The 21,525-nt window shown below is 70.9% G+C and carries 19 protein-coding genes; 11 read left to right on the top strand and 8 right to left on the bottom strand.

The window, feature by feature from the left end:
• Positions 1 to 12: 12 nt before the first annotated feature.
• Together Apa02nite_RS02685 and Apa02nite_RS02680 are read right to left on the bottom strand one after the other, a co-directional pair.
• Positions 13 to 1,134, bottom strand: coding sequence for a DegT/DnrJ/EryC1/StrS family aminotransferase (locus Apa02nite_RS02685; RefSeq protein WP_203823656.1), 1,122 nt, complete (start codon positions 1,132 to 1,134; stop codon positions 13 to 15).
• Positions 1,131 to 1,553: a PPOX class F420-dependent oxidoreductase gene (locus tag Apa02nite_RS02680; RefSeq protein WP_239164072.1), complete on the bottom strand. Its 423-nt coding sequence runs from the start codon at positions 1,551 to 1,553 to the stop codon at positions 1,131 to 1,133. Before Apa02nite_RS02680 ends, Apa02nite_RS02685 begins: the two co-directional genes overlap by 4 nt.
• Before the next feature lie 164 nt (positions 1,554 to 1,717).
• Here Apa02nite_RS02680 and Apa02nite_RS02675 point away from each other — a divergent pair, with 164 nt between their 5' ends.
• On the top strand, positions 1,718 to 2,698 hold the full coding sequence (locus Apa02nite_RS02675; RefSeq protein WP_203823655.1) for a carbohydrate kinase family protein: 981 nt from the start codon (positions 1,718 to 1,720) through the stop codon (positions 2,696 to 2,698).
• A gap of 13 nt (positions 2,699 to 2,711) precedes the next feature.
• Here the strand turns inward: Apa02nite_RS02675 and Apa02nite_RS02670 are convergent, their stop codons facing one another.
• Positions 2,712 to 3,518: an AfsR/SARP family transcriptional regulator gene (locus Apa02nite_RS02670; RefSeq protein ID WP_203823654.1), complete on the bottom strand. Its 807-nt coding sequence runs from the start codon at positions 3,516 to 3,518 to the stop codon at positions 2,712 to 2,714.
• Between the two features lie 223 nt (positions 3,519 to 3,741).
• Between Apa02nite_RS02670 and Apa02nite_RS02665 the strand changes: the two genes are divergently transcribed.
• The 3 genes from Apa02nite_RS02665 to Apa02nite_RS02655 are packed head-to-tail and all read left to right on the top strand — an operon-like array spanning position 3,742 to position 6,732.
• Entirely contained in the window at positions 3,742 to 5,385 is a 1,644-nt protein-coding gene (locus Apa02nite_RS02665) for a class I adenylate-forming enzyme family protein (protein ID WP_203823653.1), read from the top strand.
• Positions 5,386 to 5,401: 16 nt separating this feature from the next.
• Entirely contained in the window at positions 5,402 to 5,710 is a 309-nt protein-coding gene (locus Apa02nite_RS02660; RefSeq protein WP_203823652.1) for an antibiotic biosynthesis monooxygenase family protein, read from the top strand.
• Entirely contained in the window at positions 5,707 to 6,732 is a 1,026-nt protein-coding gene (locus Apa02nite_RS02655; RefSeq protein ID WP_203823651.1) for a methyltransferase, read from the top strand. Before Apa02nite_RS02660 ends, Apa02nite_RS02655 begins: the two co-directional genes overlap by 4 nt.
• 55 nt (positions 6,733 to 6,787) lie before the next feature.
• Here the strand turns inward: Apa02nite_RS02655 and Apa02nite_RS02650 are convergent, their stop codons facing one another.
• Positions 6,788 to 7,237, bottom strand: a complete 450-nt coding sequence (locus Apa02nite_RS02650) for a nuclear transport factor 2 family protein (protein ID WP_203823650.1) — start codon at positions 7,235 to 7,237, stop codon at positions 6,788 to 6,790.
• A 186-nt stretch (positions 7,238 to 7,423) separates the two neighbouring features.
• Here Apa02nite_RS02650 and Apa02nite_RS02645 point away from each other — a divergent pair, with 186 nt between their 5' ends.
• Genes Apa02nite_RS02645 through Apa02nite_RS02635 form a run of 3 tightly spaced genes read left to right on the top strand, consistent with a single transcriptional unit; the run spans position 7,424 to position 10,634 of the window.
• A complete protein-coding gene (locus Apa02nite_RS02645; RefSeq protein WP_203823649.1) occupies positions 7,424 to 8,374 on the top strand; it encodes an aromatase/cyclase in 951 nt (316 codons plus the stop codon).
• 35 nt (positions 8,375 to 8,409) lie between these two features.
• On the top strand, positions 8,410 to 9,111 hold the full coding sequence (locus Apa02nite_RS02640; protein WP_203823648.1) for a class I SAM-dependent methyltransferase: 702 nt from the start codon (positions 8,410 to 8,412) through the stop codon (positions 9,109 to 9,111).
• A gap of 14 nt (positions 9,112 to 9,125) precedes the next feature.
• Entirely contained in the window at positions 9,126 to 10,634 is a 1,509-nt protein-coding gene (locus tag Apa02nite_RS02635) for an FAD-dependent monooxygenase (RefSeq protein ID WP_203823647.1), read from the top strand.
• A gap of 67 nt (positions 10,635 to 10,701) precedes the next feature.
• Here Apa02nite_RS02635 and Apa02nite_RS02630 read toward each other — a convergent pair whose 3' ends face one another.
• The 3 genes from Apa02nite_RS02630 to Apa02nite_RS02620 are packed head-to-tail and all read right to left on the bottom strand — an operon-like array spanning position 10,702 to position 15,093.
• Positions 10,702 to 12,207: an FAD-dependent monooxygenase gene (locus tag Apa02nite_RS02630; protein WP_203823646.1), complete on the bottom strand. Its 1,506-nt coding sequence runs from the start codon at positions 12,205 to 12,207 to the stop codon at positions 10,702 to 10,704.
• Between the two features lie 15 nt (positions 12,208 to 12,222).
• Entirely contained in the window at positions 12,223 to 13,842 is a 1,620-nt protein-coding gene (locus tag Apa02nite_RS02625; RefSeq protein ID WP_203823645.1) for an NAD(P)/FAD-dependent oxidoreductase, read from the bottom strand.
• A 42-nt stretch (positions 13,843 to 13,884) separates the two neighbouring features.
• A complete protein-coding gene (locus tag Apa02nite_RS02620; RefSeq protein WP_344573322.1) occupies positions 13,885 to 15,093 on the bottom strand; it encodes a nucleotide disphospho-sugar-binding domain-containing protein in 1,209 nt (402 codons plus the stop codon).
• Between the two features lie 243 nt (positions 15,094 to 15,336).
• On the opposite strand from Apa02nite_RS02620, the gene Apa02nite_RS02615 reads away from it, so the two are divergent.
• The 4 genes from Apa02nite_RS02615 to Apa02nite_RS02600 all read left to right on the top strand — a co-directional run bounded on the left by Apa02nite_RS02615 (position 15,337) and on the right by Apa02nite_RS02600 (position 20,161).
• Positions 15,337 to 17,304, top strand: a complete 1,968-nt coding sequence (locus tag Apa02nite_RS02615) for an elongation factor G (protein ID WP_203823643.1) — start codon at positions 15,337 to 15,339, stop codon at positions 17,302 to 17,304.
• Between the two features lie 132 nt (positions 17,305 to 17,436).
• Positions 17,437 to 18,222: an AfsR/SARP family transcriptional regulator gene (locus Apa02nite_RS02610; protein ID WP_083971040.1), complete on the top strand. Its 786-nt coding sequence runs from the start codon at positions 17,437 to 17,439 to the stop codon at positions 18,220 to 18,222.
• Positions 18,219 to 19,154 (top strand): putative sugar O-methyltransferase, encoded by a 936-nt coding sequence (locus tag Apa02nite_RS02605; RefSeq protein WP_275412418.1) that lies wholly within the window; start codon positions 18,219 to 18,221, stop codon positions 19,152 to 19,154. The genes Apa02nite_RS02610 and Apa02nite_RS02605 overlap by 4 nt, the downstream gene beginning before the upstream one ends.
• Before the next feature lie 26 nt (positions 19,155 to 19,180).
• Complete coding sequence (locus Apa02nite_RS02600; protein ID WP_203823748.1) at positions 19,181 to 20,161, top strand: NAD-dependent epimerase/dehydratase family protein; 981 nt, start codon at positions 19,181 to 19,183, stop codon at positions 20,159 to 20,161.
• Here the strand turns inward: Apa02nite_RS02600 and Apa02nite_RS02595 are convergent.
• Positions 20,146 to 21,519 (bottom strand): NDP-hexose 2,3-dehydratase family protein, encoded by a 1,374-nt coding sequence (locus tag Apa02nite_RS02595; protein WP_203823642.1) that lies wholly within the window; start codon positions 21,517 to 21,519, stop codon positions 20,146 to 20,148. The two genes, Apa02nite_RS02600 and Apa02nite_RS02595, sit on opposite strands and share 16 nt — an antisense overlap.
• Between the last annotated feature and the right edge of the window lie 6 nt (positions 21,520 to 21,525).

Below are 21,525 nucleotides of genomic sequence, written 5' to 3'. Positions count from 1 at the left end.
AGTGTGGATGTGTCATGAACCGGTCAGTACGTCGCGAAGTCCCCGGATGACGGCCTGCTGGCGGTCGAGCGGCAGCGACGGGTACATCGGCAGGGAGAACACCTCACCGGCGAGTCTCTCGGTGACCGGCAGCGAGCCCTTGGCGTACCCGAGGTGCGCGAATCCGGTCATCGTGTGCACGGGCCAGGGGTAGCTGATGTTCAGCGCGATGTCGTACGCCCGCAGCCGCTCGATGATCTCGTCCCGGCGGGGATGCCGGACCACGTACAGGTAGTACACGTGCTCGTTGCCGGGCGACACCGCCGGCAGCACGAGCCCGCCCGGCTCGGCGAGGTCACCCAGCGCCTCGGTGTATCGCCGCGCCACGGCCCGGCGCCCCGCGATGTAGGCGTCGAGCCGGCGCAGCTTGCCCCGCAGGATCTCGGCCTGCACCTCGTCCAGGCGACTGTTGTGGCCGGGAGTCCGCTCCACGTAGTAGCGGTCCTCCATGCCGTAGTAGCGCAGCCGCCGGACGTCCTGGTCGACGTGCTCGTCACCGGTGATCACGGCGCCGCCGTCACCGTAGGCGCCGAGAACCTTCGTCGGATAGAACGAGAACGCGGCCGCGTCGCCCATCGTGCCCGCGAGCCGGCCCTGGTGGCGCGCGCCGTGTGCCTGGGCGCAGTCCTCCAGCACGGCCACGCCGTGCCGGGCGGCCAGCCGGCGCAGCGGGGTCATGTCCACGCACTGGCCGTACAGGTGCACCGGGACCAGCGCGCGGGTGCGCGGGCCGATCGCGGCCGCGACCTGGTCGGTGTCCATCAGGAAGTCGTCCTCGCGCACGTCCACGAAGACCGGTACGGCACCCGTGCCGTCGATGGCCACCACGGTCGGCGCGGCGGTGTTGGCCACCGTGATCACCTCGTCGCCCGGACCGACGCCGAGCGCCTGCAGGGCCAGCTTGATCGCGTTGGTGCCGTTGTCGACACCGATGCAGTGGCCGATGCCGTGGTAGGCCGCGAACTCCTCCTCGAACCCGGTCACCCCGGGACCCAGGATCAGCTGGCCGGACTCGAACACCCTCGCCACCGCGGCGAGGATGTCCGCACGTTCCTCCTGGTACTCCGGCAGGTAGTCCCACACCCGGATCGTCATCGCCGCCCCCTGAGACCGGCGGGCAGACGATCGGCCGTGCGGCCCGCCGCCCCGGCTTCCCAGCCCGCGTCGATGCCCCAGGCGACGATCCGGACCGGGTGGATCCGGATCAGCTCGGTACCGGCGCCGCCGGCGGCCGGGAGCGCCTCGGCCTCGCCCCGGATCTCCAGGCCGCGGAACGCCGGCGGCGAGTCGGAGGTGATGTCGTCGACGACGAAAGCCACCCGGCCGTCCGCCCGCACGTCACGGTACTTGCGGCTCCCGCTCAACTCCCGGCCGGTGATGTCGATGGTGTCCCGGTCCGCGTTGTAGGTGAACCTCACCGGGACGCAATGCGGATGGCCGGCGCCGCCGGTGGTGGCCAGGCGGCCCAGCGGCTGTGTCCGCAAGTAGGCGACTTCCCCTGCGGTGAACAACATGGCGTTCCCTTCTGCACGGGGCTGCGACGCCGGTGATCCTTCGGGACGCCGATCGAGATCTCCTCAAGGGCGGTTGGGGGCGGGGTCGTCCGCCGCCCGAGCGGTTCTGGAACCGGCATCCGTACGGTTCGGCGCACCGACCCACTACCCCGGAGGCCGCCGTCATGGGCCGCATCGCCGTCACCGGCTCCATCGCGACTGATCACCTCATGCGGTTCCCGGGCAGTTTCAGCGAGCAGTTGCTGCCCGACCAGTTGCACACCGTCTCACTGTCGTTCCTGGTCGACGCGCTCGACGTGCGGTACGGCGGGGTGGCCGGCAACATCGCGTACGGGTTGGGCCGGTTGGGCCTGAGCCCGTTCCTGATCGGCGCGGTGGGCGCGGACTTCGCCGCCTACCGGACGTGGCTGGAGAGCCACGGCGTGGACTGCGAGTTCGTCCGGGTCAGCGAGACGGCACAGACATCCCGGTTCACCTGCACCACCGACACCAGCATGTGCCAGATCGCGTCGTTCTATCCGGGCGCCATGGCGGAGGCGGCTCAGATCGACCTGGCGCCGCTGCTCGCCCGCTCGAACCCACCCGACCTGGTCATCGTCGCCGCGGACGACCCGGCCGCGATGATGCGCCACGCCGACCAGTGCCGCCGGATCGGGCAGCCCTTCGTCGCCGACCCGTCGCAGCAACTGGCGACCATGCCGGGCGGGGTGGTCACCGCGTTCATCACCGGCGCCGACTATCTGGTGACCAACGAGTACGAGGAGCACCTGCTGCTGGCCAAGTCCGGGTTGACCCCCCGAGAGTTGCTCGACCGGGTCGCCGTGCAGGTGACCACGCTCGGCGAACGCGGCGTCCGGATCACCGGCCGGGACATCGAGCCGGTGTGCGTACCGGCGGCCGGCGGGGTGCGGCCGGTCGACCCGACCGGCGCCGGGGACGCCTTTCGCGCCGGTTTCTTCGGTGGCCTCGGCTGGGGGCTGCCGCCGCGGCGGGCCGCCGAGGTCGGGTGCCAGCTCGGCGCCCTGGCGCTGGAGAGCGTCGGCACCCAGGAGTACACCGTGGACCCCGCCGGCTTCGGTGAGCGGCTCGCCGCCTCCTACGGTGACGAGGCGGCGGCCGACGTGTGGTCGCACTGGACGGCCTGATCGCGGCTCGTCCTCACGCCGCAGCGTGCGACCGCGGCAGCACGAGGTCCAGGTCGGCCTCCGGTCCCGGCGTCCACGGGTCGCCGGTGACCACGTCGTGCTGGAGCCGGCACAACCCCGGCGAGGGGTGTACCCCCAATTCGGCACCGAGGGTGACCCGGATGCGTTCGTACACCTGCAGGGCGTCGGCGCGCCGGCCGGTCTCGGTCAGCGCGATCATCAACTGCTGGTGGAACCACTCGTCGAGGGGGTGGGCGGCCGCCAGGAACTGAAGTTCGGGGATCAGGTCGTGGTGGCGGCCCAGCCGCCGGTCGGCGAGGATACGCAGCCGCAGGGTCCAGGTCCGGGTCTCCTCCAGGTGCGTGAGGTGCGGCGCCAGCACCGGCCCGGCCGGGACGTCGGCCAGCGCCGGGCCGCGCCACAGCGCGAGTGCCTCGTGCAGCTGCCGTGCGGCCCGCTCGACGTGCCCGGCCTCCAGTGACGCGTGCCCCTGGTCGCTGAGCCGTTCGAACACCCGCGCGTCGATCTGCGCCTCGTCCGCCTTGAGCAGGTATCCGGCCAGGCGGGTCTCCACGAGCTCGCCCGCGCCGAGCCGGTCCTGATATTTCTTGCGCAACTGGTAGATGTAGGTCTGCGCGGTGGTCACGGCACTGCGAGGCGGGTTCTCGCCCCATAGCTCCGTGATGATCGACGTGCGGCCGACGACGTGGTTCGCCCGCAGCAGCAGCAGGGCGAGCGTCCAGCGGACCTTGGCCGCCGTGGGCGTGTCGACCGTGCCCTGCACGGTGACTTCCAACGGGCCGAGTACTCGAAAGATCATGCCGCTTTGTAACACCACAGATGCTCTGCGTGACAGGTTGAGCGGTCCAATGAGGAGTGTCGCTGGTTCCGGGGGTACAGCGGCACTGGGCACCGGGTGACAGTGCCGCTCAACCCGTACTGATCGTCGCTTGAATCTCGACCCGGCGTCGAGCGGGCGGGCGAAGAGTCAGCCGTGGGCCGCACGGTGCGGCCGGCACCTCCGAGAACGGACGGGCTGATCTATGTCCGAGACCACCATCGAGGCGGACGGCTTCCTTCGCGGTCCGCCGCTGGACCACACCGTCGCGCACGAGATCGACGCACGCGTGGACGCACTCCTGACCCGTGCGGCGCTACTGGCACCGGACCGGATCGCCGTGCGCTCCGACACCGCCTCGCTGACCTTCGCCGAGCTGGACCGGCTGGCGACGCGCAGCGCGGCCGCGCTGCGCACCCTGACCGGCGGGCCGGACCAGGTGGTGGCGCTGGCCGGCGTGCTGGATCCGGTCTTCGCGGCCGGATTCTTCGGGATCGCGCGGGCGGGTGGCGTCAGCGCGCTGATCAACCCGTTGCTGCGGGAGGACGGCCTGGTCCACGCGCTGAACACGGTCCGGGCCGGCGCCGTCGTGGCGACGCCGGAGATGCACCGCCGGATCCAGTCGGTGCGGCATCGGCTGCCCGGGCTGCTCCACCTGGTGCTGACCCACCGGGAGGACGGCGTGCCGGCCGACCCTGACGTTCCCACGCTGAGCGAACTGATCGCCGCCGCCCCGCCCGGGGTGCCGGCGCCGGCCGGCACGCCGGACGCGGTGGCCTGCCTCCAGCTCACCAGCGGGACGAGCGGGCCGGCGAAGGCCGTGCAGCTGACCCATCGCAACCTGACGGTCAACGCCGCGCAGACCGTGTACGGCCACCGGCTCACCGCAGACTCGGTGCTCTTCAACTACCTGCCCACGTTCCACCTGATGCATCTGACCATCGGACTGGTCGCGACGGCGACACACGTGCTCTGTGCGGAGCCGGACCTCGCCGTGGCGATGCGGGCCGCCGCCGCGTGCGGCGCGACGCACCTGTACAGCCTGCCCGTGCGGCTGTCCCGGCTGGCGGTGGATCTGCGGCTGCCGGCGATGCGGATCGACTCCCTGCGAGCCATCCTGTCCGGCGGCTCGGCCATGCCCGAATCGGCGACCGTCACCCTGAGCGAGCACTTCGGGATACCGGTGGTGCAGGGGTACGGCCTGGCGGAGACGTCGCCGTCGACGCACCTCGGCGACCTGGACCGGCCCCGGACGGGTTCCTGCGGGCTGCTGGTGCCCGGCACGGATTGCCGGATCGTCGACGTGGACACCGGTGCGGTGCTGCCGATCGGCGCCAAGGGCGAGGTGCAGGTGCGCGGCCCGCAGCTGATGCACGGGTACCTCGGTCGTGAACGCTCCCAGGACGTCGACCCCGACGGCTGGTTCGCGACCGGTGACATCGGCCGGATCGACCCGGACGGCTACCTCTTCCTGGTCGACCGCCTCAAGGACGTCTTCAAACGCGACAACTGGCTGGTGGCGCCGGCCACCGTCGAGCGCGAGCTGCGCCGGCATCCGGCGGTCACCGACTGCGTCGTCTTCGACTACCCGGACGAGTTCAGCGGGGCGGTGGCCTACGGCTTGGCCGTGGTCCGCGACGGCGCCGCCGGTCCGGCCGACCTGATGGCGTACGTCAACGATCGCCTGCCCTACTACGAGCACCTGGCCGGGGTGGAACTGGTCGACGAGATCCCGCGGTCGGCCACCGGCAAGGTGCGGCGGCGAGAGCTGCGCGACCAGACGCTCGACCGGCACCGGGTCACCACGGCCCGCGCCGACCAGGACTCATTCCCCGCAGGACGCAGCTGAAGGTGAGGACCACATCGTGTTCATTTTCATCGACCGGATGACGGTCACCGGAGACGTCGAGGAGTTCGAACGGGCGCTGGCCCAGATCTCCGACCACATGGCGCGGCAACCGGGCTTCCGTTCCCACCAGCTGTACCAGTCGGCCGGTGACCCGAAGGTGTACGTGGAGATCGCCCACTGGCAGGACGCGGCCGCGCATCGCACGGCCACCGGTTCGGAGGGCTTCCGCACGCCGTTGCAGCAGGTGATCAAGAATGCCACTGTCGACTTCTCGCCGTACGAGTTGCGCTCCAGCCACGGCGCCGGCGCGGTGACGCCGTCATGAGCGACATGACGGTACCGCAGGCCGTCCGGCAGCTGCGTGAGCTGGCGCTGAGTGCCGCGTGCGCCGCGGCGCTGCGAGCCGCGGCGCGGCTCGGTGTGGCCGACGCGCTGGACGACGACCCGGCGTCCGTGGACGAGATCGCGCGGACGGTGAAAGCCGACGCCGGTGCGCTGCGGCGGCTGTTGCGCGCCCTGGCCAGCAACGGCATCTTCACCGAGGTGACCGGCGACCGTTTCGCGCACACCGACGCCTCGCGCCTGCTCCGCGAGGACACGCCACGCGGCCTGCGATACACCACGCTCTGGGCGACCGAGCCGTGGACCTGGGAACTGTGGCCGCGGCTGGACGAGGCGGTACGGGCCGGCCGCAGCGTCTTCGGCGACCTGCACGACAAGGGCTTCTTCGAGTACCTGCACGAGGACGCGCCGGAGTCGGCCGCCGTTTTCGACCGGGCGATGACACAGGCCAGCGCGCTGTCCGCGCAGGCCCTCGCGGGTGTGCTGGACCTGCACGGGATGGCCGTGGTGGCGGACGTCGGCGGCGGGCAGGGCGGCGTGCTGCGCGCCCTGCTGGAGCGCACCCCGGCGCTGCGCGGCGTGTTGTTCGATCTGCCGGAGGTGATCGCCAACGCGGACCCGTGCCTGCGCCCGGGCGGCTCCCTCGGTGATCGGGTCCAGCTGGTCGCCGGTGACTGCCGGCGCGAGGTCCCGGTCGAAGCCGACCTCTACCTGCTGAAGAACGTCCTGGAATGGGACGACGAGAGCACGGTGGCGACCCTGCGGGCCATCGCGTCGAGCGGCCGGCCGGGGGCACGGGTGGTCATCGTCGAGAACCTCATCGACGGCAGCCCGGAATTGCGGTTCACCACGGCCATGGACCTGCTCCTGCTGCTCAACGTCGGCGGCCGGAAGCACACCCGGGCCGGCCTGGAGGACCTGATCGGGCAGGCCGGCCTGATCCTGGGCAGGGTGGAACCGGTCAACTCCTACCTGCACATGTTCACCTGCGTGGTATCCGCCTGACCATCGGCGCCCCGTCCCGATCATCGGGGACGGGGCGCCGCCGTGCGGGCCGGGATCAGGCCAGGTCGTCGCGAGTGACCCGGCGGGACCGCACCCGGAGCTGCCCGTCCTCGAGCACCAGGACGTCCTCGCAGACGCAGGTGCGGTGCAGGCGCGGGGTCCCGCCGCGCAGCGTCGAGAAGACCAGCGCGTAGCAACGGACCGCGATCGTGCCGTCCGGAGCCGGCCGGACGTCGAGCATGCCGTGCCAGTGCCGGCGGATCTCGCCGGCCGCGGCCAGCTCCGCGGCGGCCCGGCTCATCGTGGCGATCAGCTCGTCCCGGCCCCGGGTCGGCTCGTCGAGTGTCGGCGCCTCGAAGGTGCCGTCCTGGGTGAAGGTCTCCGCCCACTCCCGCGCCGCGCCGGCGTCCAGCAGCTGCATGTGTCGTGCGTAGAACTGCTGGACCTGGACGTAGCGGCGTTCGAAGGCGAGGTCCGTGGTGGGCAGGTCGACCTGTGTAGGCATGGCCACTCCGTTAGGGCAGGTGGGTTGGGTTACCGCGCGCACCGGCTCAGTCTGTGCCGCAGCTCTCGAACCGCGGTGGAGCGTCGTTCACGGGCCCGCTGTCGACCGGTGCTCCACCGTGCCTCCAGCAGCCGCGTCGACGGTGGCAACCATCGCCCGCGATTTCATGGCCGAAGGGATCATCCAGTGTTGACCAGTGCTACCCATGTCGTTGAGGAGAAGATTCCGGTCCGCGCGCCGGTCCAGGTGTGCCGCGACCTCGTGACCGACCTGGCCGGCTGGAGCCAGCTGCACCGGCCGGCGGTGCACGCCGAACACCTGGCCGGGGACGCCTCCGGTGAGCTGGTCCAGCGGTGGTACGTCACCGGACCCGACTCCGTCCGGACCTGGCGTGAGCGTCGCACGGCCGAGGACGACGGCCGGCGCGTCACGTTCGTCCACGAGCCGGCCGACCCGCCCTTCGCGGACCTGCGAGGGGCCTGGTATCTCGAGGAACAGCCGGACGGCACCACGCTTGTCGTCCTGCGTCACGAGTTCGCGCTGCTGGATCCGGATCCCGCCGAGCTGACCCGCCGGGCCGGCCTGCTGCGCCAGGACAGCCTCGCGGAGCTGGAGACCCTCCGGTACGCCGCCGAACACCGCGACGAGCTGGCCGAGCTGATCATCTCCTTCGAGGACCCGCTGTTCGTGGCGGGTTCCGTGCGCGACGCCTACACGTACCTCTACGAGGCGGACAAGTGGCCGGAGCGCATCCCGCACGTGGCCCGGCTGACGATGACCGAGGAGGTGCCGGGTATCCAGTTCTTCGACATGGACACGGTCTCCGCGGACGGGTCCGAGCACACCACCCGTTCGGTCCGTATCTGCCTGCCGAACCGGAAGATCGTCTACAAGCAGACCCAGCCGCCCGCGACGATGACCGCGCACGCCGGCCACTGGATGTTCACCGAGACGCCGGAAGGCCTGATCCTCGGCGCCCGGCACACCTGCACGATCCGTCCCGACGGGCTGCACCTGCTGGGTGCGGGCACCACGGTCGCCGGGGCCCGGCGCTATCTGCGCAAGGTGCTCAGCGCGAACAGCATGGGCAACCTGCGCCTGGCCAAGGCGTACGCCGAGGAGCGGGCGGAAGCGTGAAGCGGACCGAACCGACACATGGGGAAGACCCCGCCATGCCCGCCCAGCCCGCCGACGGCTCCGGCGACGCGGTGATCGCCCTCGCACCGGACCAGGTGATGGCCGGTGCCGCCGTGTACAGCCGGAGCATCCTGGCCGCCTACGACGTGTGGGTGCTCGGCTTCGTCTGCTCGGCCGTGTGGCACTGCCCGCGGCGGCACATGCTGAAGCACTACGACCGCAACGTCGGCCGCCGCCACCTGGATCTCGGCCCGGGCACCGGCTTCTTCCTGGACCGCTGCACGTTCCCCGCGGACCGGCCCCAGGTGGTTCTGGCCGACTTGAACGACGAGGTCCTGCGCAAGACCGCGGGCCGCCTGGCCCGGTACCGCCCGGCCATGTACCGCCGCGACGTGCTGCAACCACTGGAGTTCGGCGCCGCCCGGTTCGACTCGGTCGGCATGAACTTCCTGCTGCACTGCATGCCGGGTGACATCAAGCAGAAGGCCGTGGTCTTCGACAACGTCCTGCCGTACGTGGTGAAGGGCGGGCGGATCTTCGGCGCCACCGTCCTGACCCACGGGGTACGGCACGGACGGCTCGCCCCGAAGGCGCTCGAGTCGCTCAACGCGGACGGGGTCATGAGCAACAAGGACGACTCGCTGGCCGACCTCGACGCGGCCCTCGGGGCCCGGTTCGAGCGCTACCAGCTGCGGGTGCGGGGATCTGTCGCGATGTTCGAGGTGTCGGTCGTCTAGGAGGGAGACAGTCGATGGATGACGTCGACGTTGTGGTGGTCGGTGGCGGCCCCGCCGGCACGATGCTGGCCTGTGAGTTGCGGCTCGCGGGGGTCCGGACGCTGGTCGTGGAACGCATGACCGAACCGTTCGGTCATGCCAAGGCCCTGGGCCTGCACGCCCGTACGATCGAGGAGTTCGAGCTCCGGGGGGCCCACGAGGACCTTCTCGACGGCGCGCCGAAGCTGCGCGGCGGCCACTTCGCCAGTCTGCCCTCGCCACTGGTGTACGAGGTGCTCGACAGCCGCCACCCGTACGGGCTGTACCGCACGCAGGTGGAGGTCGAGGAGTTGCTGACCGCGCGGGCCGGCCGGCTCGGTGCGGAGATCCGGCGTGGGCACGAGCTGGTCCGGCTCGAGCAGGACGACACCGGTGTGACCGCCGGCATCCGCGGGCCGGACGGGGAGTACCAGATCCGGTCGCGCTACCTGGTCGGCTGTGACGGCGGTCGCAGCACCACCCGCAAGCTCGCCGGTATCGAGTTCCCCGGACAGGAGCCCAGCCTCGCCGTGCTGCTGGCCGATGCCAAGTTCAGCGGGGAACTGCCGGTCGGCGAGGGGATGGGGCCGCTGCGCCCGTACGGCGTGGTGCGGCCCGAGAAACGTGCCTGGTTCTCGGCGGTCCCGCTCTTCGAACCGGGCCTGCACCGCGTCATGGTCTTCTGGTACGGGCGGACCTTCCCCGACCGCCGTGCGCCGGTGACCGAGCAGGAGATGCGGGCGGCACTCGTCGACATCGCGGGCAGTGACTTCGGGCTGTGCGACATCGAGTGGCTGACCCGGCTGACCGACAGTTCCCGGCAGGCCGAACAGTACCGGCGGGGACGCGTCTTCCTGGCCGGCGACGCCGCCCACGTGACGTTCCCGGCCGGGGGACCGGGCATGAACATGGGGCTGCAGGACTCGATGAACCTGGGGTGGAAGCTGGGCGCCGCCGTGCACGGCTGGGGCGGTGACACGCTGCTGGACTCCTATCACAGCGAGCGTCATCCGGTGGGTGAACTGGTGTTGCGTAACACCCGTCTCCAGGTCGTGCTCCTCGATCCCGACCCGAACCTGCGGGCGCTGCGCGACACCTTCACCGACCTGCTGCGCATGCCGCAGGTCAACCGCTACTTCGCCGGGCTCGGCGTGGCGCTGGACATCGAGTACGACCTGCCCGGCGCGCATCCCATGATCGGGCGGCGGATGCCGGACGTGCCGCTGGTCACCCCGGAGTCCCGCCGCTACCTGAGCGAGTACTTCCACTGTGGTCACGGCGTGCTGGTCATGCTGGGCCGGGCCGCCGGGGCGAGCGACGTGGCCACCGCGTGGAAGGACCGGGTCGACGTCCTCACCGGTACGGCCGCCGAGCCGGACGACCGGCTCGCGAACGCCTTCCTGGTGCGGCCGGACGGTTATGTCTGCTGGGCCGGCGACCCGGTCGCCGAGGCCGCGGAGCTGCGCGCGGCGTTGGAGACCTGGTTCGGAGCACCCCTGCGGTGACACCAGGACGGTGGCCGGGTTCGTGACACGAACCCGGCCACCGTGGTGTGCCGGCTGCGGCCGACGATCAGCGCACCGCCGCCGTGGCCCGTCCGAACCAGGTCGCGAGGGCGGCCGGCAACGACGACTCCGCCGCTGCGGGTTCCTCGCCCGGAGTGGCGGCCCACGCCACGTACCCGTCCGGCCGGATCAGCAGCCCGCCCAGGGGGGCGCCGCCCTCCTGCCGGGCCGTGACGACGTCGACCCGGTCGCGCCACCCGGCAGCCACGGTGGCCACCGACGGATCGTCGCCCGGGTCGACCAGGACCGGCCGCCCGGTACGGAGCAGGTCCGCCACCCGGACCGGGCCGTCCGCGGTGCACAGCCGCAGCGGCGGGAACAGCTGTCCGACGAGCGGGTGCGCACCGGCGGCCGGTGCGTAGCGCGCGTCCAGCCCGGTCAGCATGCGCGACAGGTGGCGGTTGACCTCGTCGATCGCGAGCAGCTCCCGGAACACCTCGCGCAGCGGGTCGATCCGTTCGTCCGAGTTCATCAGCGCGAGCTGGGCCCGGGTCTCCAGGACGACGCGATCGGCTGCCGGGCGCCGCTCCCGGTCGTAGCTGTCCAGCAGGTCGTCCGGCGCCCACCCGTGGATCCGGCCGGCCAGCTTCCACCCGAGGTTCATGGCGTCCTGTATGCCGAGGTTGAGCCCCTGGGCGCCGATCGGGAAGTGGACGTGTGCCGCGTCGCCGGCCAGGAACACCCGGCCGTTGTGGAACCGGTCCACCACCCGCGACGCGTCGGTGAAGCGGGCGAGCCAGGTCGGCGCGGTCATCTCGATCTCCGTGCCGGTCACCCTGGCCACCGCGGCGCGCAGTTCCTCCATCGTCACCGGCGCGTCCCGGTCGGGCACCGGCCGGTCGAACTCACAGGTGAACACGCGGATGCCGGTGTCCGGCATGGCCACCGCCATGACCAGACCGGACCGGGTGCGCAGCGTGCCGGGGATGCCGGAGGGGAAGGCCGCCGGGTCGGCGAGCGTGACGTCGCCCAGCAGTGCGCTCACGGTTCCGGGGGACCCGGGAAACCCGATCCCGGCCGTCTTGCGGACGACGCTGCGTCCGCCGTCGCAGCCCACGACGTAGTCCGCCGCGAGCGAGTACCGGCCGGCCGGGCTGCTCACCCGCAGCACCACCCGGTCGTCGGTCTGTTCCACGCCGGTCACCTCGTGGCCCCGCCGGATCTCGGCGCCCAGCCCGGTCGCGTGCTCCGCCAGGTACGCCTCGGTGCGCGCCTGCGGGATGCCCAGGGTGTACGGATGCTCGCTGTCCAGCAGGTCCAGGTCCAGCAGCGGTGGCCGGATCGCCGCGAAGTGCGTCTTGGGTATCTTGACGGCGTCGGCGACGAACCGGTCGAGCAGCCCGCGCAGATCGAGCAGTTCCAGTGTCCTGGTCTGCAGCCGGAAGGCGCGGGAGTGCACGGTCGGCGCGGCGGCCCGCTCCAGCACCACGACCCGGACGCCGGCCAGGCGCAACTCGCCGGCGAGAAACGCACCGACCGGGCCGCAACCGACGATGACGACATCGGCAGTCATGTCTCTCCTCCTGAGTCAGTGGGTCGGCGCGGCGTCGGCCAGGAGCTCGCGGATCGCACGGCGCGGATGGCCGGCCGCCCACGCCCCGATCGCGCCCATCCGGTCCGGGGTCGGATCGATGTAGCGGACCTCGGGCCGGTTGAACTCCAGCGGCGGCAGCATCCAGTCGGCGGCCCGGATCTTCTCGTTGATCCGGTCGCCGGCCCGCTGCGCCGGCTCCGTGCCGGCATCCACCGCCGCACAGGCGGCCACCACCTCGTCGAAGAGCTCGGCATAGAAGTCGATCGGGCACCACAGACCCGGGTACGGGCTGTCGTCCAGCCGGCGGCACGGTTCGTCGTCGCCGGTCCGCTGTGCGGCGATCATGGCATTGAGCACGTGCTTGCCCCCGAGCACGCTGCCCGCGGCCCAGATGCGGAACACCGCGTTCCACAGGTCGTAGTTGCCGAAGGCGATGAACGCCGAGTTCACCAGCTGGTCGTTGTAGTCCAGCAACCCCTGCTCGAGCCGCTCCACGGGTGCGAACCGCTCGGCGGAGAAGTCGTCGTCGCGCAGCGCCTCCATCAACCGCCAGGCCAGCGTGTTGATGACCTCGCAGGTGTTGGAGAGCCCGCGGGAGAAGAGCGGGTCGATGAAGCCGCCCGCGTGCGACATCAGGCACCAGCGGTGTCCGGTGGTGCGTGCCGAGGAGTACTGCATGCGGTCGGTGCCGACCCATTCGCGGACGCTGCGCGCGTTGGCCAGCTGCCGCTTCACCGCCGGGAACCGGTCCACGTGGGTCCAGAACTCCTGCTCGGGTGAGAGCTCGGGGCGTGCCGGATAGCGCCGCGGGTCGAGCTGGATGCCGACGCTGCACAGCGGGTTGGTGGCGCCCTCCCGGTTGTTGAACGGGATGATCCACATCCACCCGCGATCGAAGATCTGGTGCATGGTGCCGTCGTTGAACGGCACCGGCGGCTGGTCCTGGGGCCCGAACCCGAGGTGGTCGTCCGCGGGCTCGACGCCGATCATGTGCGTGAAGATCGAACGTGCGTGGTGCTTGAGCCGGCTCGGCGTCTCCCGCAGGTCCAGCCGCTGGGCCAGTGGCGAGCGGAACCCGCTGGCGTCCACGAGGTACCGGCTGCGGTAGGCGCTGCCGTCGGCGCCGGTGACCGTCACCTCGTCCTCCGCCAGGTCGATCTTCTCCACCCGGTAGTTCTGGCGGGCGTCGCAGCCGTACCGGATGGCGGTGTGGAACATGTAGGCGTCGGTGTCCTGGCGGAAGTAGTGCGCTGCCTGCCCCATCCCGGTCGGGATGCGGAACATGTTGGTCTCCCGCGGGTCCGGCTCCTGGCCGTCGTGGTGGAACGCGAAGCCGAAGTTGCTCTTGCGCCCGTGCCCGCTGCTGATGTTCGTCAGCACCCCGTCGAGGCTCGCCAGGTTGGCGATCTCCGGCACGTCGTACCGGGTGGCGATGAGGCGCATCACCGAGAGGGTCTGCCCGATCGTCGACTCACCGACCGCGAAGCGCGGATGCTGAGTGCCGTCCAGCAGCATCACCCGGAAACCGTGCCGGGCCAGGATGGAGCCGAGAATGGTGCCGGACAACCCGGTACCGATGATGGTGACGTCGTAGGTGGCGTTGTCTGTCGTCACGTCGGGATCTCCTATCGAGCGGGGCCCTCGCGGGCGCGGGCGTCAGGCGGAAGCCACCAGCGGACTGCTCCGGATGTCCGCGCCGGCCGCGCAGTCCTCCAGGAGGCCGACCACGGCGGCCGGCGCCGGTGTCGTCGCGACCTCCCGCTGCAGGGCCAGGGCCCGCTGCCGGTACTCCGGCCGGGTCAGGACCGTCTCCAGCGCATGCTGGATGGTGAGCTCATCGGCGGCCTCCGGATCGGCGATGGACACGCCAAGGCCGAACTGCTCGACCTTGTTCGCCCAGAAGTCCTGCGAGGTGCTCTGCGGCAGGGTGACCTGCGGAACGCCGTTGGCGGCGGTGTGCATGCCGGTGCCCAGCCCGCCGTGGTGGATGACCGCGTCGCAGGTGGGCAGCAGCACGCTCAGCGGATACGACTCGACGACGCGGATGTCCGGCAGGCTCTGCGCGACGCCGGCGCGGTCCGCGCGTTCCACGGCGATGACCAGTTCCGCGCCGGTCTTCTGGACGGCCCGCGCGATCCGGGCGGTCAGCGGGTCGAGCACGGTCGTGGTGATGCCGGAGGTCAGGCAGATCCGGGGGCGGTCCCCGGAGGGCACCAGCCACGGCTCGGCCACCACCGGACCGTTGTAGGACACCAGCCGCATGCCGGCCCAGGGAATGCGGTAGGGGTCGCGCAGGCTGGGCGGGCACGGGTCGACCAGGATCTCAGGAAAGATCGGCTCGAGGCCGAACTTGTCGAACAACCCCTGGTAGGCAGCCCACAGTTCCGGCTCGCCCCGGTAGTCGAAGTCCAGTGTGTAGCCGGCGGTGTGCCCGATCGCCGGCACCCCGATCGCGGCCGCCGCGACCAGCCCGGCGGACGCGACGGTGTCGTAGACCACGACGTCCGGCCGCCAGGCCCGCGCCAGTGCCACGGTGTCCGCGGCGGTCGCCTCGGCCGCCGCGAGCAACCGGTTGGCCATGCCCACCCGCAGCTGTTTGTCGAGCAGTTCCGGCCGGGCGAACCAGTTGCCGGTGATGTCGCGCGGCGTGCCCTTGTAGGCGAGGCCGCTGTGCCGGTTCTGTGCCTGCTGGATGGTGGCCTCGTCACCCACCGGCACGGTGACCAGCCCGGTGGCCTTGACCGCGTCGACACCCTGTGGCCGGACCGCCACCCTGACCTGGTGTCCCGCCAATTGACAGGCCCAACTCAACGGCACGATCCACGGTACGTGCGGACCCGCCGCAGCAACGAAGAGAACTCGCATCTACACCTCCTGGTGATGATCGTCAGCTGGCTGCCATCGGACGCTAGAGGGGGTGTCTCGACGCGACGTCGACGGCGACTCGACGGATCGCGCGCGGCGGCACGGGGTCGCCGCGGTGGTAAGCTGCGTGTCGGGTAGATCGTCATTTCAATCGGTTTCGAGAGGGAGTTGAGATGCGCCGACAGTCCGGAGCTGTAGACGGGACGGTCATGTCGGCTATCTACCTAAAGGTGACGTTCATCAATGGACTCCCTCAATATCGGGATCGTTGCGCATGTTGACGCCGGAAAGACGAGCCTGACCGAGCGGCTCCTGCATCACACCGGCGTCATCGACCACGTCGGCAGCGTCGACGCCGGCAGCACCCAGACCGACTCCATGGAGATGGAGCGGCGTCGCGGGATCACCATCCGGTCAGCCGTGGTGTCCTTCACGATCGACGATCTTCAGGTCAATCTCATCGACACGCCCGGACACCCGGACTTCATCGCCGAGGTGGAACGTGCGCTGCGCGTGCTCGACGGAGCCGTCCTGGTGGTCTCGTCCGTCGAAGGGGTGCAGGCGCAGACCCGGATTCTCATGCGGACGCTGGCCCGGCTGCGGATCCCCGTCCTCATCTTCGTCAACAAGATCGACCGGGTCGGCGCCCGCTACCAGGATCTGCTGGACGGCATCGGCGAGAAGCTGACTCCCCGGCCGCTCGCGATGAGCACGGTGACCGATCCCGGCACCGGCCGGGCGCGATCGGTGCCGCTGCCGCTGTCCGGGGGCCGGCGCGGTGCGCTGGTGGCCGACCTGCTGGCCGACGCGAGCGACGCCTTCCTGGAGTCCTACCTGGACGACGACACGTACCTCACCGAGCGGGACTTCGCCGCGGAGCTGACCCGTCAGGTGCGGCAGTCTCTGGTGACACCTGTCTATTTCGGCTCGGCCATCACCGGCGAAGGGGTGGAGGACCTGGTCCGAGCGATCAAGAAGTTCCTCCCGCCGCCGCCCGGTGACCCACTGGCGCCGCTGCGGGCCGGCGTCTTCAAAATCGACTGGGCGTCCGGCGGCGAGAAGGTCGCCTACGTACGCGTGCACTCCGGCCGGCTCGCGGCGCGGGAGCCGGTCGACACGTACCGCCGTGGCCGCACCGGTGACGTGATCGAGGGCACCGGCAAGACGACGTCGGTGCAGGTCTTCCAGAACGGCACCACCACCAGCGAGACGGTGGCCGAGGCCGGCGACATCGCCAAGGTGTACGGGCTGGCGCACGTGCAGGTCGACGACCAGCTCGGCTCGCCCGAGGGGCTGCCGTCCAGCGGCTTCTTCGCGCCGCCCAGCCTGGAGACCGTGGTACGGGCTGCCCGGCCGGAGCAGACCGGCCAGCTGTACCAGCGCCTGCGACGGCTGGCCGAGGAGGACCCGCTGATCAATGTGCGCCGCAACGAGGCGGAGCAGAGCATCTCGGTGGCGCTCTACGGCGAGGTGCAACGTGAGGTGATCAAGGGCCTGCTCCTCGACCGGTACGGCATCGAGGTGGTCTTCGACGAGATCACCACGGTGTACGTCGAGAAGGTGGCGGGTGTCGGCCGTGGGCTGGAAGTGATCTGGCAGAACGCGTTCGCCGCCACTGTCGGCCTGCGGATCGAACCGGGTCCGGCCGGCACCGGCCTGCGATACCAGCTCGAGGTCGAGCCCGGCGGCCTGCCGGCGGCCTTCCACAAGGCGATCGAGGAGACCGTGCGGCAGACGGCGCAGCAGGGACTGTACGGCTGGGAGGTCATGGACTGCGTGGTGACGTTGACCGACACCGCGTATTTCAGCCCGGTGACCTCGGCGGGTGACTTCCGCAAGCTCACCCCCCTGGTGCTGATGACCGCGCTCCGCGAGGCCGGGACCACGGTGCACGAACCGGTCGACCAGTTCGAGCTGGAGGTACCGGACGACACGGTCCGCGCCGTCATGTCCCGGCTGGCCGCCGGGCGGGCGGTCGTGGACCAGTGCGAGGCGCGGGGCTCGGTCAGCCACCTGCAGGGCACGATCCCGGCGAGCGGCGTGTACGAGTTCGAGCGGCAACTGCCGGGCCTGTCCCACGGTGAAGGCGTGTTCGTCTCCGCGCTGAGCGGCTACCGCAAGACCACCGGCGCCCCGCCGACCCGCCGGCGCACCGACGGCAATCCGCTGAACCCCAAGGAGTACCTGACGCACGTGCTCAAGCGCGGGTGATCGATCGCCGGGGCGGGGTTGAGGGCCGTTGTAGCCGGGAGTGTATCCGGATGTCCACAGCGGACCGTCGCGCGTTCCCCATAGGACAATGAACTCTGTCGATCCCGCACCGGCGGCTGTTAGAAACGTTTCATGAAGTTCCGAATACTCGGCCCGCTCGAGAGTTCGATGCAGGGGAAGCCGAGCACACCCAGCGCGACACGGGTGCGGTGGACGCTTGCCCTGCTGCTGTTGCGGGCCAATCAGGTGGTCGATCGAGGCTGCATCATCCAGGAGCTGTGGGGGGAGAACCCGCCACGCAGCGCCGTCACCACCGCGCAGACCTACATCTACCAGTTGCGGAAGAACTACCAGCGGTACGCCGATCAGCTCGGCTGGGGCGAGTTCATCGAGACGCGGCCGCCGGGCTACCTGTTGCGATGCCACGAATCGGAGATCGACGCGTTCGCCTTCGAACGGCTGAGCGGGGAGGGCATCGCGGCCCACGCTGCGGGCGAGCCGGAGCGCGCGGCCCGCTTGCTGCGGGAGGCGCTGGCACTGTGGCGCGGCCCGGTCCTCGCCGACATCACCGCGGGCCCGGTCCTGACTCCGCACCTGCGCCGGCTGGAGGAGGCGCGCACCCGGGCGGTACGCACCCGCATCCTGGCCGACCTGCGACTCGGCCGGCATCGCGAACTCATCCCCGAGCTGCGGTTCGCCGCGCTGGAGAACCCGTTCGACGAGTGGTTCTACGAGCAGCTGATGATCGCTCTGAGCGAGGAGGGCCGCCGGGCCGACGCCCTGGACGCCTACCGCCAGTTGCAACGCATGCTGGATCAGAAGCTCGGTATCGAGCCGTCGCACGCCCTGCGGCAGCTTCAGCACGACGTACTCGTCGGCGTCGTGCGCAGCCCCCACGTCGTAGAGGAAGTGGCGTGACAGAACAGGTGAGACCGCCGGCCGGGCGGTACGGTCCGAGTGCGCAGTGGCAGCACATCACCGAGGCGCACATCACCGAGGAAGCCGCGGTGGATCTCACCGGCTTCAAGTCGAACGCGGTCAACTTCAAGCTGGCGTTGTGGAACCCCCAGCCGAACGGCGTGCGGTATCTGAAGGCGCTCACCTTCGCCCTGGGCATGCGGCTGACTCCCGAGAACCGCGAGCGGCTGCGCCGCACCCGCCACCGCGAGGTCGGCAGGCCCTATGCGGTGCGCTGCAACGGCGAGCCGGTCTGCCTCGACTACTTGCAGGCGGTGCACGAGGTGGAGTTCCTGGCGGCTCAGCTGCCCCTCGACGGCGCCCAGGTGATGGAGATCGGCGCCGGCTACGGCCGGACCTGCCACACCCTGCTCTCCAACCACGAGGTCGCCGGGTACACCATCGTCGATCTGCCGAACACGCTGGCGCTCTCCCGCCGGTACCTGGAGACGGTGCTGACACCGGAACAGTTCGCGAAGATACGGTTCGTGGGCGTCACCGAGGTGGACGAGCGGGTGCGCGGCACCCGCTTCGACCTGTGTCTCAACATCGACTCGTTCGCCGAGATGGATCCCGGCACCGTGCACGACTATCTCGAACTGATCGACGCGACCTGCGATCACTTCTACGTCAACAACCCGGTCGGCAAATACCTCGACGAGACGCTGGACGGCCATTCGCAGGGCGCCGAGGTCGTGCGGCTGGCGCTGAACAGCGGGCTCCTGCGCGACGTCATCGACATCCACGACAGCGAGGCGGTGCGCGAGCAGGCGACGGCTTTCGTGTCCGCGTACCGGCCCGCCGAGCGCTGGCGGTGCGTGGCGCAGGACCGTGCCGTGTCGTGGAGCTATTACTGGCAGGCCCTGTACCGCGCCGATCCGGAACCGCGGTGACGGCCGGAGCGGACCGGCCGCTGGTCGTGGTGCTGGGTGGTTCCGGCTTCGTGGGCGCCGCGGTCGTCGAAGCCCTCGCCCGGCGGCCGATCCGGCTGCGCACCGTCGGCCGCCGGCCGCAGTCGGCGCCGGCCGGCGCCGTGGCCCAGGTCGAGGTACGGTCCGCCGATCTCACGGCCCGCCGGGAGCTCGAAGCCGTGGTCGCCGGCGCGGACGCGGTGATCCATCTGCTGATGCACACCGCCGGCTGGCGTGAGGCCGCGAGCGACCCAGCGAGCGAGCGGGTGAACGTCGGGGTGGCGCGCGACCTCGTCGGGGTGCTGCGGGAGCGGCGCGGGACGGCCCCGCCGCCCACGGTCGTGTTCGCCGGTTCCACCTCGCAGGCCGGCGTGCCGCAGCGGCTGCCGCTGGACGGCAGCGAGCCGGACCGGCCCACGACCACCTACGACCGGCAGAAACACGCCGCGGAGCAGGTGTTCAAGGCGGCCACCGCCGCCGGGTCCGTCCGCGGCGTGTCGCTACGGCTGCCCACGGTCTACGGTGACAGCCCTCGCGGCCGGCTCACCGGCCGCGGCGTGGTCTCGACCATGGTGCGCAAGGCCTTCGCCGGCGAGGAACTCACCCTGTGGAACGACGGCACGGTCCAGCGTGACCTGCTGTACGTGCACGACGCGGCGGACGCCTTCCTCGCCGGGCTGGACCACGTGGATCTGCTTGCGGGCGGGCACTGGCCGCTCGGCACGGGACGTGGTGTGCCCCTGGGCGACGTGCTGCGGACCATCGCCGATCTGGTCGCCGCCCGCTCGGGACGACCCCCGGTGCCGGTCGTCTGCGTACCGCCGCCCGACGTCGCCACGGCCACCGACATGCACAGCATCGTGATCGATGCGTCGGGCTTCCGGACGGCCACCGGCTGGCGTCCCCGGGTGCCGTTGCACACCGCGCTGCGGCGCTGCGTCGACGCGTTCGCCCGGGACGCCGGACAGCGCGCCTACAGCCGGCCCTGACACAGGCCGGCGACGGCCAGCAGGGTGCGGGCCTGGACGTTGAGGTAGTGCCCGTGCCGGCTCAGTGAGCTGAGCTGGCCGGGGGTCACCCAGGTGAACCCGGGCGGGGGTTCGTCGGCCGCCTCGGCCTCGCTGGCTTCCACGAGCAGGAAGCGGCTGGTGGCGTTGAGGAATCGGCCGCCTTCCTCGGAGTGCTCCGCGGCGTACCGGATGCGGTCCGTTCCGACCTGGGACACCAGGTCGAGGAAGGGTGGGCGCTCATGTTCCGGCAGGTGGGCGTAGTTCTCCGGAGTGCACTGCACGGTCGGTCCGAGCTCGACGGTGTCCAGGAAGCCGCCTTCGGCGCGGGCGTGGACCAGGACGTGCGGCACCCCGCCGAAGCGGTGGACCAGGAACGCGCACAGTCCCAGCCCGACCGGTTCGAACAGCGGCTGCATCCATGAGGTGACCTCACGGTTGCCGGCCTCGACCGACACCCCGGTGACCCGGAAATACCGGTTGTCGCGATGGCGGATGTCCTCGTCGGTGAGCACCCAGTCGCGGAGGTCGGCCAGCGGGACGCGCCGGACCCGTACGTCGTGCCGGGCCCGTTCCATGGTGAACCAGGACAGCAGGTCGGTGTCGGAGTGCAGCGCGCCGGCCTCCGGCCGGGTCGTCGGGGCGCAGGCCAGCACGCTGCGCGCGTCCATGTTCACGACGTGGTCCCGTTGCAGCAGCATGCCGATCTGTCCGAGGGTGAGCCAGCGGAAGTCGTCGTCCGGCGGCAGGTCGTCGGTGGTTTCCGCGATCATGTTGCGGTTCGATTTGCACAGGAACCAGGAGCCGTGCTCCGACTGCAGCACGTCGGTGAGCATGCGGCCCCGGCCCGGACCGATGAAGTGATCGAGGTATTTCACCCCGGCGCCGCGGTGTACTCCGGTGTAGTTGCTGTGGGTGGCCTGCACGGTCGGGGAGAGCTGCAGCAGACCGGGATTGCCCGGCTCCATCTTGGCCTGCATCAGGAAGTGCAGGACGCCGTCGAACTCCTTGGCCAGGATGCCGAGGATCCCCACCTCGGGCTGCACGATGATCGGCTGCTGCCACTCGCGGGCACCGACGGTGACGTGCAGCCCCTCCACCCGGAAGAACCGCCCGCTGTGGTGGCCCAGGTTGCCGCCCGGCTCGGACGACCAGCCCTGGAGCTTCGCGAGCGGCAGCCGCTCGACGGCGAAGCGGTGGGCCCGGCGGCGTTCGGCGAACCAGCTGTCGAACTCCTCGATCGGCAGGCCGGCCCGGGTCGTGATGGTCCGCAGGGACCGGGCGAGCCGGGCCGGCAGCCGGTTGTCCTCCCGCTCCGCCAACCGCGTCGCGATCGTCATGCTGGG

The sequence above is a fragment of the Actinoplanes palleronii genome, from assembly GCF_016862315.1.
Taxonomy (GTDB): Bacteria; Actinomycetota; Actinomycetes; order Mycobacteriales; family Micromonosporaceae; genus Actinoplanes; species Actinoplanes palleronii.
The sequence above is the reverse complement of the archived record's forward strand: the minus strand, read 5'-3'. Positions and strand labels throughout refer to the sequence as shown.